This window comes from Mucilaginibacter galii, assembly GCF_014635825.1.
Lineage (GTDB): Bacteria > Bacteroidota > Bacteroidia > Sphingobacteriales > Sphingobacteriaceae > Mucilaginibacter > Mucilaginibacter galii.
Genome location: NZ_BMDO01000010.1, coordinates 123,875 through 137,944, shown reverse-complemented (window position 1 = coordinate 137,944; position 14,070 = coordinate 123,875). Strand labels below are relative to the sequence as shown.

Annotated in this window: 12 protein-coding genes; 6 read left to right on the top strand and 6 right to left on the bottom strand. The window is 43.3% G+C overall.

The window, feature by feature from the left end:
• Positions 1-3 precede the first annotated feature (3 nt).
• Complete coding sequence (locus tag IEV61_RS16880) at positions 4-1,230, bottom strand: glycoside hydrolase (RefSeq protein WP_188418225.1); 1,227 nt, start codon at positions 1,228-1,230, stop codon at positions 4-6.
• A 679-nt stretch (positions 1,231-1,909) separates the two neighbouring features.
• Between IEV61_RS16880 and IEV61_RS16875 the strand changes: the two genes are divergently transcribed.
• Genes IEV61_RS16875 through IEV61_RS16860 form a run of 4 tightly spaced genes read left to right on the top strand, consistent with a single transcriptional unit; the run spans position 1,910 to position 7,089 of the window.
• Positions 1,910-3,907: an alpha/beta hydrolase-fold protein gene (locus IEV61_RS16875; RefSeq protein ID WP_188418224.1), complete on the top strand. Its 1,998-nt coding sequence runs from the start codon at positions 1,910-1,912 to the stop codon at positions 3,905-3,907.
• 7 nt (positions 3,908-3,914) lie between these two features.
• On the top strand, positions 3,915-4,766 hold the full coding sequence (locus IEV61_RS16870; protein WP_188418223.1) for a sialate O-acetylesterase: 852 nt from the start codon (positions 3,915-3,917) through the stop codon (positions 4,764-4,766).
• Positions 4,767-4,799: 33 nt separating this feature from the next.
• Entirely contained in the window at positions 4,800-5,705 is a 906-nt protein-coding gene (locus IEV61_RS16865; RefSeq protein WP_188418222.1) for an alpha/beta hydrolase, read from the top strand.
• Positions 5,706-5,742: 37 nt separating this feature from the next.
• The gene (locus IEV61_RS16860) at positions 5,743-7,089 is read left to right on the top strand and encodes a family 43 glycosylhydrolase (RefSeq protein WP_188418221.1); all 1,347 of its coding nucleotides are present in this window, start codon (positions 5,743-5,745) and stop codon (positions 7,087-7,089) included.
• A 32-nt stretch (positions 7,090-7,121) separates the two neighbouring features.
• Here IEV61_RS16860 and IEV61_RS16855 read toward each other — a convergent pair whose 3' ends face one another.
• Complete coding sequence (locus IEV61_RS16855) at positions 7,122-8,369, bottom strand: cation:proton antiporter (RefSeq protein ID WP_188418220.1); 1,248 nt, start codon at positions 8,367-8,369, stop codon at positions 7,122-7,124.
• The gene (locus IEV61_RS16850) at positions 8,369-10,246 is read right to left on the bottom strand and encodes a mechanosensitive ion channel family protein (RefSeq protein ID WP_188418219.1); all 1,878 of its coding nucleotides are present in this window, start codon (positions 10,244-10,246) and stop codon (positions 8,369-8,371) included. The genes IEV61_RS16855 and IEV61_RS16850 overlap by 1 nt, the downstream gene beginning before the upstream one ends.
• 289 nt (positions 10,247-10,535) lie before the next feature.
• Between IEV61_RS16850 and IEV61_RS16845 the strand changes: the two genes are divergently transcribed.
• Positions 10,536-11,285, top strand: coding sequence for an SDR family NAD(P)-dependent oxidoreductase (locus IEV61_RS16845; RefSeq protein WP_188418218.1), 750 nt, complete (start codon positions 10,536-10,538; stop codon positions 11,283-11,285).
• Positions 11,286-11,355: 70 nt separating this feature from the next.
• Positions 11,356-11,937 carry a TetR/AcrR family transcriptional regulator gene (locus IEV61_RS16840; RefSeq protein WP_188418217.1) on the top strand — a complete coding sequence of 194 codons (582 nt, stop codon included), beginning with the start codon at positions 11,356-11,358 and terminating at the stop codon, positions 11,935-11,937.
• 30 nt (positions 11,938-11,967) lie between these two features.
• Here the strand turns inward: IEV61_RS16840 and IEV61_RS16835 are convergent, their stop codons facing one another.
• Genes IEV61_RS16835 through IEV61_RS16825 form a run of 3 tightly spaced genes read right to left on the bottom strand, consistent with a single transcriptional unit; the run spans position 11,968 to position 13,847 of the window.
• Complete coding sequence (locus IEV61_RS16835) at positions 11,968-13,080, bottom strand: serine hydrolase domain-containing protein (RefSeq protein WP_188418216.1); 1,113 nt, start codon at positions 13,078-13,080, stop codon at positions 11,968-11,970.
• Positions 13,081-13,110: 30 nt separating this feature from the next.
• Positions 13,111-13,323, bottom strand: coding sequence for a helix-turn-helix domain-containing protein (locus tag IEV61_RS16830; RefSeq protein ID WP_188418215.1), 213 nt, complete (start codon positions 13,321-13,323; stop codon positions 13,111-13,113).
• A gap of 5 nt (positions 13,324-13,328) precedes the next feature.
• Positions 13,329-13,847: a DUF2975 domain-containing protein gene (locus IEV61_RS16825; protein WP_188418214.1), complete on the bottom strand. Its 519-nt coding sequence runs from the start codon at positions 13,845-13,847 to the stop codon at positions 13,329-13,331.
• Between the last annotated feature and the right edge of the window lie 223 nt (positions 13,848-14,070).

Sequence of the window (14,070 nt, the reverse complement as noted above, 5' to 3'; positions counted from 1 at the left end):
GTTTTAGTAAGAAACCAAAGTGGTAATGCTCGATGGTGCCAGGTTTAGGCCAAAGCTACCTCCTGAAACGCCGAGGGTGTTAGCTGCCAGGTTGGCACCGCTGGTGGTAACATAGCGATTGAAGCCTGAAATTGTTGCACCGCTTAACGTAAAGTTTTGATAGGTAGTAGCAGTGTTTTGGTTAATGATAACCGTTACAATTTGCGAACCGTTTTTATACGCAGTTACGTATACACCTGGTGTAGGATTTGACGTACATGAAATTTTATTTGCTCCTGGGCGTACCCATTTAGCAAAATGTGCAATAGCATAACCGCGTTTGGTAACATTACCGCTTTCATCCAAAAATCCGTAACTTCTGCGTATATACCACCACACATACATATTGTAACCGGCATTCATACAATCATGAATTTCTTTAGCTGTGTTTAAAGCACCGCTCCAAATATTGGCATCGTTGGTGTCATAGTAATGTTCGGTCATCCAGGTTTCCTTACCGGTATTAAGCACGGTGGGAGTAGCGCCGTAAATATGTCCGCATACATAGCTGGTTTTAGATTTGGCAGTTGGATTGCTCAGGTAGCTGTTAATGTAAGTCTGGCTCATGCCCAGCGGCTCGGGAGCCATAATAGGGGCACCGCAGTTTGATCCCTGTGCTGCCACAAAATCGGCCAGTTCGGTAGCCGTAGGGTTCATCGATTCGTAGTCGGTAACCCAATCTGGCTCGTTACAGGGGCTTATGGCCGAAACACCGCCCACTGCAGTAACAAATGATTTTAAATGTGCTGCATAGTCGGCATAAGAAGTGGTTTTCAATTTGCCGCCAACAATATTGTTGCTGGTTTTCATCGATGCTGGGGCAGTCCAGGCAGTAGCAACCACCATGGCTCCATTAGCTTTGGCAGCATCAATGGTAGGCTTTTCGGCGGCAAAGTCTGCGCTGTTAAAAGGAACCCGCACGCGTAATACGCTCAAGCCAATGCCATTGTTAACGGAAAAGGCCTTGGTGCGTTGATCGGAGGTAAGGTCGGCTATCCATCCGCGTATGCTGGCACCACCAAATCCACGTATATTTTGCTGTAATGCCGAAGCATTAATAGTGGCTAATGCCTGGGTTTGTTTTTGGCTCCCGGTACTTTCTTCGGCAATATTGGTGGTTACCGTGCTTTTTTTACAACTAACAAAAATAACAGCTGCTGTTAAAAGACAACATAATTGTTTCTTCATCATGATCAGGATAATATTGGTAAATAAATTGGTTGGTTAAGTCCGTTCTGGCTTCGGACATTTAGTAAATTTACACAAGCTGCTATATGGAGTGGGGCTCAAATTGGATTAATTGATAGGAAATATGTTCATTATCTATGAGTTAAGGTAAGCCTCAACATAAAGATGATAAGCATATATAAGCCGATTATAAAAGCTTAGTCATGTTGCTCTACATGATAATATAAAGGGCAGCCTCGCGCCGTCCTTTAAAACCAAATTATAATAACCTTACTAAAAAAGGTATAAGAGTATGAGCACCCGACATCAAATATGATGATCTCTCTTCTTTTAAAGTGATACGATAAAATATTAAAATAGAGCAGATGTTCAACGTGCTTCACCAGTCTCATACTCAAATAATTGCGCGTTTACTTGATAGCAGGCTTTCATTTATTGAACATTTGATATATAAAATTGAATAAATGAAAGGCATCTATCTTTCAAGAGATTATACTTTTGAATGCTTACACTTGTAAACCCAATTAAACCTAAGTTTCGCGTAGCGGGCAATATTAATTACAAGAAATATTTTTATAAATTATGAAGCTGATTCACCATCTTTATAATCTAAATTGCAATCGATTGTGTTAATAACGAGCGACCATTTTTGTAACCAGAACCGTACATATTTATAATACCAATGGAAACTATTTATAAACCTAAATTGACGCGTACCCGTCTATCCGCGGTTGCTGTGCACAAGTATTTGCTGTTTACTACGGCATTAACCCTAAGTCTTTCTGTAGCCCACTCGCAAAGTATGGTATCTCCGGCCCCGGCAGGTTTTGATGCGATGCAATTAGGGGCGCCGCACGGAAAAATTGATACCCTAACTTATGTTTCTGCAACAGTAGGTACCAACCGCCGTGCATTAGTATACACGCCACCTGCTTACAACAAAAGCAAAAAATACCCCGTGCTTTACCTTCTGCATGGTATAGGCGGCGATGAAAAGGAATGGTATAATGGTGGTCAGCCGCAAATTATTTTAGATAATTTGTATGCACAGGGCAAGTTGGTGCCTATGATTGTAGTTATGCCTAACGGCCGTGCCATGAAAGACGACCGTGCAACCGGCAATATCATGGCACCCGATAAGGTAGCAGCCTTCGCCACTTTCGAAAAAGATCTGCTAACCGATTTAATTCCTTATGTTGACGGTCACTTTCCTGTGTTGAAAGACCGGGAACATCGTGCTATTGCCGGCCTGTCAATGGGGGGCGGGCAGTCGCTCAACTTTGGTTTGGGTAACCTCGATAAATTTGCCTGGGTAGGAGCGTTTTCGGCAGCACCCAATACTAAAGCACCCGAAGTTTTAGTTCCCGATGCTGATAAAACCCGTAAGCAGTTAAAGTTGCTGTTCATATCCTGCGGTGCAAGCGATAATCTGCTCAGTTTCAGCAAACGAACGCATGACTACCTGGCCGCTAAAGAAGTGCCGCATATTTATTTCATTGAACCGGGTGTACACGATTTTAAGGTTTGGAAAAATGGCTTATATATGTTTTCACAAATGCTGTTTAAGCCGGTAAACGTTTCAATTTTTCCAATGTATGGTGCCGCGCCTTCTGGCGTACCGGCATCAACCAATATTCCTGGTGTAAAATATCCACAGCTGCTGCCCGATAATAGGGTTATGTTCAGGATCAAAGCACCGCAGGCTAAAGAAATGGTGATTGATCTTACCAAAAAGTTTCCTATGCAAAAAGATACTGGTGGCTTTTGGACGGTTACTACCGATCCTATACCGCTTGGTTTTCACTATTATTCACTGATTATTGATGGTATGCCCGTAGTTGACCCGGCCAGCCAAACCTTTTACGGCATGGGCCGCATGGCCAGCGGCATTGATATACCTGATCCAGACGGCAATTTTTACGAGTTAAAAAACGTACCTCACGGACAAGTTCGCTTAGTTAACTACTACTCTGACCTTACCAAAGCCTGGCGTAAGGCATATGTTTACACACCTGCCGGGTATGATGAAGGGAGCAAACGTTACCCGGTAATGTATTTGCAGCATGGATCGGGCGAAGATGAAACCGGTTGGGCAACCCAGGGTAAGATGAATTACATTATGGATAACCTTATTGCGGAAAAGAAAGCTACGCCGATGATCATAGTGATGGATAGAGGTTACGCCACCGATCCTTCAAAGCCTGCCGGTAATGGAGCCGGAATGGCAGGTAACATTTTTCCTGAAGTTTTGGTGAAAGAAATAATACCCTTTATGGACCGTTCGTTCAGAACAATTGCCGATAAGGGGCACCGCGCAATGGCGGGGCTTTCGATGGGCGGCTTCCAAACATTCCAAACCACCATGACCAATCCCGACCTGTTTGCTTACGTGGGCGGTTTCAGTGGTGCGAGCTTTTTGCAGCCCGATACTGATATTACAAAAATGTACAATGGCATTTGGGCCGATGCTAAAAGCTTCAACAACAAAATGAAGGTAGTGTACATCAGCATTGGTACTACTGAACCCGAGCGGATGTACAATGGGGTAAAAGGGTTTCATACGGCCTTAGAAAAGGCGGGCATTAAGCACGTTTATTACGAATCGCCGGGTACGGCGCACGAATGGCAAACCTGGAGACGGTCGTTAAACCAGTTTGCCGCACTTATATTTAAAGACTGATAATTTTATGTTAAATAAGCGTATTACACTACTTTTTCTATTCACACTGCTGCTTAGTTTGCAAGGCTTTGCACAGGATAAAAACTTCTACATATTCCTGTGCTTCGGTCAATCGAACATGGAAGGTAACGCCCGCTTTGAGCCACAGGATACGTTGCCTAATAATCGTTTCAAGTTATTACAAGCTGTAGACTGCCCGGAAAGGAACCGGGTAAAAAATGCTTGGTATGATGCCGTGCCACCACTGTGCCGTTGCAATACAGGCTTAACCCCGGCCGACTATTTTGGACGGACAATGCTGGCCAATTTACCGGCCAAAGTAAAGATAGGCATTATCAATGTTGCTGTGGCCGGATCTAAAATTGAGATCTTTGATAAAGACAATCACCAATCGTACATTGAAACAGCACCCGATTGGATGAAGAAAATGGCCGCCGAATACAACAATGACCCTTATGCCCGTTTAGTAGAGCTGGCAAAAATGGCGCAAAAGGTAGGTGTAATTAAAGGTATACTGCTGCACCAGGGCGAATCTAACACCAACGATACCTTGTGGACACAAAAGGTAAACGGCATTTATACGAACCTCATCAACGATTTAAATTTAAAGGCCAAAGCTGTGCCTTTGCTGGCCGGCGAACTGGTGAATGCTGACCAGGGAGGGGCTTGTGCATCCATGAATAAAATTATTGCAAAGCTGCCTGAGGTTATTCCAAACGCTCATGTTGTTTCATCGGCGGGTTGTACCTGCGCTAAAGACAGGCTGCACTTTACTGCCGAAGGTTGCCGTAAACTTGGAAAAAGGTACGGTGTTAAAATGCTGGCGCTGTTAGGTCATAAAATACCTGATGTCGATTAATTGCAATATCGCTAACTATCTTTTATCACTATCATGAAAATTAGGATAACCACGTTTATTGGAGCACTTACGATAGTAATGTCGCTGCAAGTTAAAGCACAAGATACCTTGGCTTTGTATAGCGGACCTGTCCCTAACTCTCGGCAAGGTAAGCCAAACCCCTTACCGGGTAAACTTTCGCCCGGCTTGATTTACCGGGTTATCAGGCCGTCGGTAGAAATTTACCGTCCGGAGAGCGGAACGGCCAATGGTGCTGCTGTGTTGATTTGTCCGGGTGGTAGTTATAAAGTTTTAGTTTTTGCAGGTGAGGGTGTAGCTACGGCAAAGGCCTTTGCCAAAAGGGGTATTACAGCTTTCGTGCTCAAATACCGCTTGCCCGACGATTCACTCATGATGGATAAAACCATCGGGCCATTGCAAGATGCGCAGCAAGCCATCAAGCTCATTCGCGAAAATGCAGCTAAATGGAACCTTGATGTACATAAAATAGGCGTGGTAGGCTTTTCTGCCGGCGGGCATCTGGCATCAACGCTTGCAACTCATTACAGCCATCCTGTTATCCAGAATACCAACAACACCAATTTGAGGCCCGACTTTGCCGTGCTGGTTTATCCCGTTATTAGTATGCAGGATAAACTTACTCATGCCGATTCGCGAAGAAACCTTTTAGGCGATCATCCATCCGCGCAGGTTATTGATCTTTATTCTAACGAATTGCAGGTGGATGCCAACACACCACCTACTTACCTTACCCACACCGGCGATGACCAGGTGGTTGATGTAGATAATTCCATCGTTTTTTATGAAAAACTTCGTCAGCAAAAAGTGCCTGCCGAGCTACATCTTTTTGCCAAAGGCGGTCATGGTTTCATCTTCGGTATGCCCGATTGGTCGGTGCCATTATTCGACTGGATGAAACGCAATAAATGGATCAACTAAACCACGTTACTACCTATTAAAAATAGAATAATCTATAATGAAACAACTTAAATACTGGCTGTGCGCTGTATCTGCTATTTTGATAACCCTAACGGTGAAGGCGCAAAACCCGCTCATCACCAATCAATTCACGGCCGATCCATCGGCCAGGGTTTTTAACGGAAGAGTTTATGTTTATCCCTCGCACGATATAAAGGCAACGCCTGGTCACGGTCGTGCGGGCTGGTTTGTAATGGAAGACTATCACGTATTTTCATCGGCCAACCTTACCGACTGGACCGACCACGGTATGATCGTGAGCCAAACTCGCGTACCCTGGGCCGATCCGGCTTCTTACAGCATGTGGGCACCCGATTGTATTTTACGCAACGGCAAGTACTACTTTTATTTCCCAACCACCACCAAGCCCGATTCTGTGGGCGGCCGCGGTCATTTTGCTGTTGGAGTAGCCGTAGCCGATGCACCCACCGGCCCCTTCAAACCCGAAGAAACGCCTATTAAAGGCGTGTTAGGCATAGATCCTAATGTTTTTATGGACGATGACGGACAGGCTTACCTGTACTGGTCGCAGGGAAACATTTACGGCGCCAAGCTCAAAAGCAATATGCTTGAAATTGAGGACGGTGTAAAAACATTAAGCGATCTGCCAACCAAAGGTCTTAAAGAAGGACCATATATGTATAAATACAAAGGCACTTATTACCTAACATATCCGCATGTTGAAAACAAGATTGAGCGCCTGGAATACGCAACTAGTAAAAGTCCGCTGGGGCCGTTTAAATTTACCGGTGTAATTATGGACGAAAACCCTACCGGTTGCTGGACTAACCACCACTCCATTATAGAGTTTAAAGGTCAGCACTATTTGTTCTATCACAGTAATGATCTTTCGCCCAGCTTTGATAAGAACCGGTCAATTCGCGCCGATAGTCTTTTCTTTAATACCGATGGTACCATCAAAAAAGTGGTTCCCACTTTCCGCGGCGTAGGTGTTACGCAGGCAACGGCCAAAATTCAGTTAGACCGATACAGCCATAAAGGAGAAGATGCCACCGTAGATTTTATAGACACCGCCCATACGTTTGAAGGCTGGAAAAGTATTTTACCCGCTACCAAGAGTGGCTGGATCAAATACAACAGTGTAAACTTTAACAAAAAACCAGTAAAAAATCTATCGATAAGAGTATGGTCGACCAAAGGCGGCACCATCGAGGTAAGGGAAGGTTCGGCTTCGGGGCCGGTAATTGCAGTTGTTAAAGTTAATAAAGGAAACACTTGGCAAGATTTATCAGTGCCGGTTAAAATGGTTAGATCCGGTATTCATGATCTCGTTGTTGTTGCTAAAGGCTCAACTGCAGAGGTAGACTGGATCAGTTTCAAATAGAACAGGTATGTATCATCAGTATATCATTAAAATTATGCAGGGTTACTACCCAATAAACGGTTAACCAATTTGTTTAAGGTAAGCCCCTGCACCATTACCGAGAATACTACAATAACGAAGCTCCCGCCAAGGATAATGGGCCGGTAAGGAGATTCGGGCAAGGACAGGGCCAGCGCTACCGATATGCCGCCGCGCAAACCGCCCCAGGTTAAAATGGTAATACTGTTATAGCGTAGGTGCAGGGTTCGTTTTAATAGCATGACCGGTAATATGATGCTTAATGCTCTTGCTAACAATAGAATAACAATACCAATTGCACCAATAAGCAGGTAGCTGTTATTGATTTTTATTGATACTAATTGCAAGCCTATCAGTACAAACAACACGGTGTTGAGCAGGTCGTCCAGTACTTTCCAAATGCGGCCAAGGTAATCGTTTATTGGCGAATCGGGGTCTTTACTTACCGGGTGGCTGCCAACCAGCAAACCTGCAGCTACAACCGCTAATGGAACAGACACATGCAAAGCGCTGCCAATAGCCGAAATAGACATCACCAGCGTAAGCGATAACAGAACAACAGTTTGAAAATCATCAATGGAACGCATTAGCCGGTAAGCTATCCAACCTGTAACTGCGCCCAGTATAAGGCCACCAAAAACTTCTGTTGCAAACAGCAAGGCCACTTCCTGCAAATGGAATGATTTATCGGGCGTTTGGGCAAGTTCCAAAAATGTAACAAATAGTACCAAGCCAATGCCATCGTTAAACAAAGATTCGCCCGAAATAATGGTTTCCAGCCGTGCCGGCATTTTAGATTTTTTGAGCAAGGCGGCTACCGCAACCGCATCGGTAGGAGATACCAGTGCCCCAAACAACAGGCAATAGATCATGGGTAGGCTAACACCCATTAAAGGTGCCAGTTCGAACATCATCCCGGCAAATAAAAGTGTAGAGATTATGACTCCTACGGTACTTATTGTAAGTACACTGCGCAAACCTTCGCGCAGGCGGTTGATATCAAAGTGAAGTGCGCTGGCAAAGAGCAAAAAGCCGAGCAATACATCGAGTAACGCTTTTGAAAAATCTATCTCCCGGTCCAGGTCGTGTACTATGTTAGTTATAATTGGGAAAGACTTACCTGCAACCAGCGTTAGCACAGCAGTTATCATTGATAGTAGCATTACACCAATTACACCAGGCAGGCGTATCCAACGGGCATTAATATAACTAAACAGTGCACTTACGGCAGTAAGGGCTGTTATTATGGCAAATACATTCATCAAATTTTGTCTCTTTTATTGTTCAAATCAACTTTAATACCGGCCCTGGATGCGTCTGCCTTGCGAAACTGTTTCGGGATGTTGATCTCGTGCCCATCTCTCAATGCATAAAAATGCGGTGACATTAGCTCAATGCCGGCTTCAATAAATACATCCTGAACATTTTCATACAAGCGGGTATAAATTACAGCCTGGCGGTTGGGGTGCTTGGTATAAGTGTTAAGCTGGTAGGTAATGTAATAGTCGTCAAGGCTCAACTGCAGCACAAATGGGGCTGGTTCTTTTTCAATGAGTTCGGTACGGTGGGCAGCTTTGGTGAGCAAATCATATACCTGGCGCCAGGCAATATCATAGCCCACTGTTACGGTGGTATAAAGAATAAGGCCTTTTTCGGGAGCATCGCTGCTGTAATTTACCGTATGGCTGTTCATCACGGTAGAATTAGGGATAGAGATGATCTCGTTTTTAGTGGTGCGAATGCGTGTAACCAGCAAAGTGCGTTCAATAATGTCGCCGCTAACTTCGCCAATTTTGACGCGGTCGCCAATACGAAAGGCCCGCATATAAGTAAGTACCAGCCCGGCTACGAGGTTACCTAAGGCACCTGCCGAACCAAAAGTGAACAATACACCCACAAAAACAGAAACACCTTTAAATATAGGCGAGTCTGACCCCGGCATGTAAGGGAAAATAACAATGAGCATAAATGCCAACACCAGCACCCGTATAATTTGATAAGTAGGGCTGGCCCAATCGGCATAAAAACCGGGGATGCGCAGCGCGCCACCCTCAATCTCATTTTTTAGAAAACGTAAAAAGCGAAGCACATACCTGAAAACAATAACCAAAATGGCAATGGTGAAAAAGTTAGGCATGTAACCCCATATGGCTGCCAAGATCTTCTTGATAGGGCCGGTTATATAATTCAGTAATTGTGCCGATATATCCCTGGTCCACGGAAATATGCCGAAAAGCACAGGCAGGGCCAAATAAACCGCAATCAAAATTACAATCCATTTAATTATCCTGACTGCCGAAACAATGAAACCTGTTTCCTGAGTACTGTTAAGTAATTCATAATTCCTGATGCGTACTCCGTTTATCCAGGTTCCATTAAGTGATGTTATCCAGGTGTTAAGCTTTTTGAAGAGCCTGTTTATTAAATAGATAACTACAATGAGCGTTATGATAACCAGTAATGCGAGGCCGGCTTCTTTAAGCAGGGTTTGCCAGCTGGTTTGTTGTTGATAGCTAACTACGGCGCGGCCAATAATCATTTTATACTGCGCGGCCAGCTGTGCACGGGTTTTATTCATCCAAAGAGCATCCTGTTCCGATACCGCAATAATCAGGTTACCGCCATAGACCAAGTCAGTCGTGCTTTCTGAGGAGACAAGCTGCAGCGAGTCGGGCGTAAAGCGAAAATTGTCTTCAAGTTTACGTATGCGTGCTTCTACGGCTTCGGCTCTTTCGCCGGCGGTAAAGCTTCCCTGCTTGCTGTAAACTATAAAAAGGGTATCTAAAAACGGTTTAACCGGGAAGCCCTTTACAATACTGCGGAGCGAATCTACCCTGCGTTTTTGTTGCGCCAGCCTTACCGAATCTGCCGAGCGTAGGGCAGATAACTCGCGGGCCAACGATTCTTTTTTTAAATTATCGGTAGAGCGCAGAGCTTGTATTTGCTGCTTCAACTGTTGCTCGCGAAGCGAATCGGCCTCATGCTTGGTCTTAAGCCTTTGTAATTCTATCGACTGCTTATCAAGCGCAACGTTACGGAAGGAATCCACTTGCTTACGGGCGGTATCAGTCGTTTGTATGGCTCTTGCACCGGCACAAAAAAATAGGTTAGCAGCAATAAATAACAAAATAAGGCGCATCCTATTTTAACCTGATCACGCAAATTATGTTTTAGCTGCTTTTTGAAGTGGGGGTAACTTACTTACGATTAAGCATAGGCCTGTTTATTAGATCAAAGAACTTTGGTTATATAGTAAAAACACTACAAAGCAACGTCTTACAGGTGACATGTGCCCTCATTTAAGAATCATCTCCTACTATGATTGTCATAGCTAACTAATAAAAATAAATAACGGAACTATCGTTCCGTTATGAGTATATATTTGCGGAACGATTATTCCAAAAATTGAAAAATAATCACTCGTTATCATGAAAAAATTAGAAAATAAAGTTGCCGTTGTAACCGGAGCATCAAAAGGAATAGGTGCCGGTATTGCTAAACATCTTGCCGAAGCAGGCGCCAGCGTTGTAGTTAACTATTCTTCTGCAAAAGCAGGGGCAGATGCCGTAGTGGCCGAAATTACCACAAACGGTGGCAAGGCCATTGCCGTACAGGGCAACGTAACCAACGAAGCCGATATTACCCGCATATTTGATGAAACACAAAAGGCCTTTGGTGCAGTTGATATTTTGGTGAATAATGCCGGTGTTTACAAGTTTGGTGGGATTGAAGAGATAACCGCCGAAGATTTTCACCAACAATTTGATACCAACGTACTGGGCCTTTTACTTACTACTAAAGGCGCCGTTAAAAACTTTAACGCTAATGGCGGCAGCATTATCAATATAGGTTCGGTAGTGAGTGCCATAGCGCCGGTTGGCAGCTCCATTTATACAGCCACTAAGGGCGCGGTTGATAGTATAACCCACGTATTAGCCAAAGAACTTGCCGGTAAAAAAATTAGGGTTAACTCAATTAACCCTGGCATGGTTGAAACTGAAGGTACACATACTGCCGGTATTATTGGTAGCGAAATGCAAACCGAGGTAGTACGTACTACACCATTAGGCCGCGTTGGCCAGCCCGATGATATTGCCGACGTAGCTGTATTTTTAGCTTCGGAAGACGCACGCTGGTTAACTGGTGAAATATTACTGGCTGGCGGCGGCGTGAGGTAATTACCCCGAATTATCCAGTATTAATTTAAAATGAATAGCTTTGCCTTAAAGGTAAAGCTATTTTGAGTTTATGGCGAGAACGAAAGATTTTGATGAGAATGAAGTGTTGACCAAAGCCATACAAATTTTTTGGTATAAGGGATACAATGGCACTTCTATGCAGGATTTGGTAGACGGCTTATGCATTAGCCGGTCAAGCTTGTACGATACCTATACCGACAAGCACACCCTGTTTGTTAAAGCCCTGGAGAGTTACCAAAGTAATGGTTTAAGTGGTCTTCAGGATATTATTGAGCATACCTCATCGGCTAAGGAAACCATAAAAAAACTGCTTGAATTTGCTTCAACAGCAATGCTGGGAGATAAGCAGCAAAAAGGCTGTTTTTTGGTAAACGCCGAGGTAGAAGTAGCTCCGCACGATGCTGAAGTGAATAAGCTTGTTTGCAATAATGATAAGCAAATGGAAGACGCTTTTTTTAAGGTGATACAAAAAGGTAAAGACAGTGGCGAGATTACCAACCAACAGGATTCCCGTGCGCTGGCCCGGTTCATTTTCAATGCCTTAAAAGGAATGCGTGTAACCGCAAAATCAACCAATGAGGAAAGCACCTTTGATGATATTATTAAGCTTACGGTTTCTGTTTTAGATTGAGGTATTACTTCTTAGCGTTTCTAACTTTTATTAGGGTAATGTTATTGGTTGATCATACAAGATGCTCCTGATAGCCTTGGTTGGTTCGGCAGTATCATAATGGTTTTGTAAAACGATGATGGTCTTATCATAATCGGTGTGTCTTTCTATATCGCTTTTATACCCGGGCCATCCGCCGCTATGCCTTACAATTTTGCCATAGTCTGAATGTTGCTCTATCTTCCAGCCAAAGCCGTATTTGGTAAGGGTGCCGTCGATGAGTTTGGCCGGAGCAAAAATCTGCTGCATATCTTTTTTAGAGAGCAGCATATTGGTATAAAGTGCGCGGTCCCATTTAAGCAAATCCAGTACTGTAGAATTAACGGTGCCGTCGCCCACTACGCCATCCAGCCAGTATACTACTTTAGCCTTTTCAATAGAATCTGGCAGGAGGTATTTTCCTAAGTACTTGGAATAAATATATCCAAACGCATAATTGTCAACTTTTTTGGGGTGCAGCCTTCTATTGTACACCAATGTATGCTGCATATGCAAAGGCTCAAAAATGCGCTTCTTCAAGAAGCTGGCATAACTTTCGCCCGATGCTTTTTCTATAATGAAAGCCAGCAACGCATAACCTGTATTACTGTATTTAAATTGCGTGCCCGGCGTAAACTCAAGCGCTGGCTTAAGCTTAGCGAAAATGTTGATGATATCTTCATTCACAGCAATTTGATGCTTGTCAAAAACAGTATCCATAATGCTCAGATAATCTTGTAAGCCGCCTGTATGATTCAAGAGGTTGCGTATAGTTATCTTATCGTAAAAGGCAAGTTTTGGCAGGTACTTCGCCATAGGGTCATCCAGGTTTAACTTTCCTTGCTCTTTCAAGATCATAATAGCCATGGCGGTAAATTGCTTGGAGCACGAAGCCAGTTCAAAAATGGTGTTTTCATTAAGCTTCCCGCCGGTAGCTTCATTAGCTATACCAAAGCTTTTGAGGTAGATTATCTTACCTTTTTCGGCAACAAGCACATTACCATTCAGTTTACCTTTTTCGTAAAGTGCCCCGAGTAAACTATCTATCCGGTTTACTTTAGTTTGGGCAAAAGAAGCCCTACCCAGTACTATAATTACCAGGACAATCATTAGTCTTGATGTCATATCAGATTATTAAATTTAGATTTTAGCGAATCATATGTTATCAGGTACAAATTCCAACACATCGCCCGGCTGACAATTCAAGATCTCGCAGATCGCACTCAAAGTATCAAACCTGATACCTTTAGCCTTTCCGGTTTTAAGAATGGAAAAGTTAGCTGGCGTGATGCCCAATTTTTCTGCCAGATCCTTACTTTGCATTTTGCGTTTAGCCAGCATTACATCAACATTAACAACAATTGGCATAGTATTTAGAAAATTAGATCCTGTTCGTCCTGAAGTTTGAGGCCTTGCTTGAAAATAGCAGCCATAAAGAAAATGAAAATACCCAGCAGCAAATGAAGCCCTACAATACCCCAGGCATCAAAACTGGCCTCGCTAAGTAATTCTGTTAAGAAAAGCATAATGACAGGGAGGGTAAAGTTGGCCAGGTAAAATACGCGTAGGTAATGATAACCTCTATGCGTAAACAGCCGCTCTTGTGTAAATACACCAAACACATAGCTCAGTAATACAAAGAAAAACGCGTACAATATAAAGAGTGGCAAAAACTCCACCCAGATGTATATGGGGTTATAAAATCCAAGCAGGAATGGGATATGCGTAAAAGGTAGATAAATGATAAATTGACTATTAGCATCATGCAGCAATACTGAGGCCGATTTGCCTTCAAGACTAATTAGTGCATAAACAAAGGTGATAAAATAGATCATTGCCAGAAGCCTGGACAGGTGCAAAAGGATTTTAGCGATGAAGTGAACAGATTTCATATCAGTAATTATTGTGTTGCAAAAATATTGATTAATTATTGTAAAACAATAATTAATCAATAAAATATAAGATTTATTTTGTCATGAATAGGGTTTGTCCATTGTCGTAGACTTCTACATCAAAAGAATAAATTTTTTATGTTAGTAATTTTTAGGCGACCTTAACCGATGTAATTTTTATGATGCAGCACTAAGCGTCTAAAAGCAAATAATTATATTAGTC

Coding starts and splice junctions, on each gene's coding strand:
- IEV61_RS16825 (WP_188418214.1), bottom strand. CDS start 13,847: ATGAAATCTGTTCACTTCATCGCTAAAATCCTTTTGCACCTGTCCAGG.
- IEV61_RS16855 (WP_188418220.1), bottom strand. CDS start 8,369: ATGAATGTATTTGCCATAATAACAGCCCTTACTGCCGTAAGTGCACTG.
- IEV61_RS16865 (WP_188418222.1), top strand. CDS start 4,800: ATGAAAATTAGGATAACCACGTTTATTGGAGCACTTACGATAGTAATG.
- IEV61_RS16880 (WP_188418225.1), bottom strand. CDS start 1,230: ATGATGAAGAAACAATTATGTTGTCTTTTAACAGCAGCTGTTATTTTT.
- IEV61_RS16840 (WP_188418217.1), top strand. CDS start 11,356: ATGGCGAGAACGAAAGATTTTGATGAGAATGAAGTGTTGACCAAAGCC.
- IEV61_RS16845 (WP_188418218.1), top strand. CDS start 10,536: ATGAAAAAATTAGAAAATAAAGTTGCCGTTGTAACCGGAGCATCAAAA.
- IEV61_RS16870 (WP_188418223.1), top strand. CDS start 3,915: ATGTTAAATAAGCGTATTACACTACTTTTTCTATTCACACTGCTGCTT.
- IEV61_RS16850 (WP_188418219.1), bottom strand. CDS start 10,246: ATGCGCCTTATTTTGTTATTTATTGCTGCTAACCTATTTTTTTGTGCC.
- IEV61_RS16830 (WP_188418215.1), bottom strand. CDS start 13,323: ATGCCAATTGTTGTTAATGTTGATGTAATGCTGGCTAAACGCAAAATG.
- IEV61_RS16875 (WP_188418224.1), top strand. CDS start 1,910: ATGGAAACTATTTATAAACCTAAATTGACGCGTACCCGTCTATCCGCG.
- IEV61_RS16835 (WP_188418216.1), bottom strand. CDS start 13,080: ATGACATCAAGACTAATGATTGTCCTGGTAATTATAGTACTGGGTAGG.
- IEV61_RS16860 (WP_188418221.1), top strand. CDS start 5,743: ATGAAACAACTTAAATACTGGCTGTGCGCTGTATCTGCTATTTTGATA.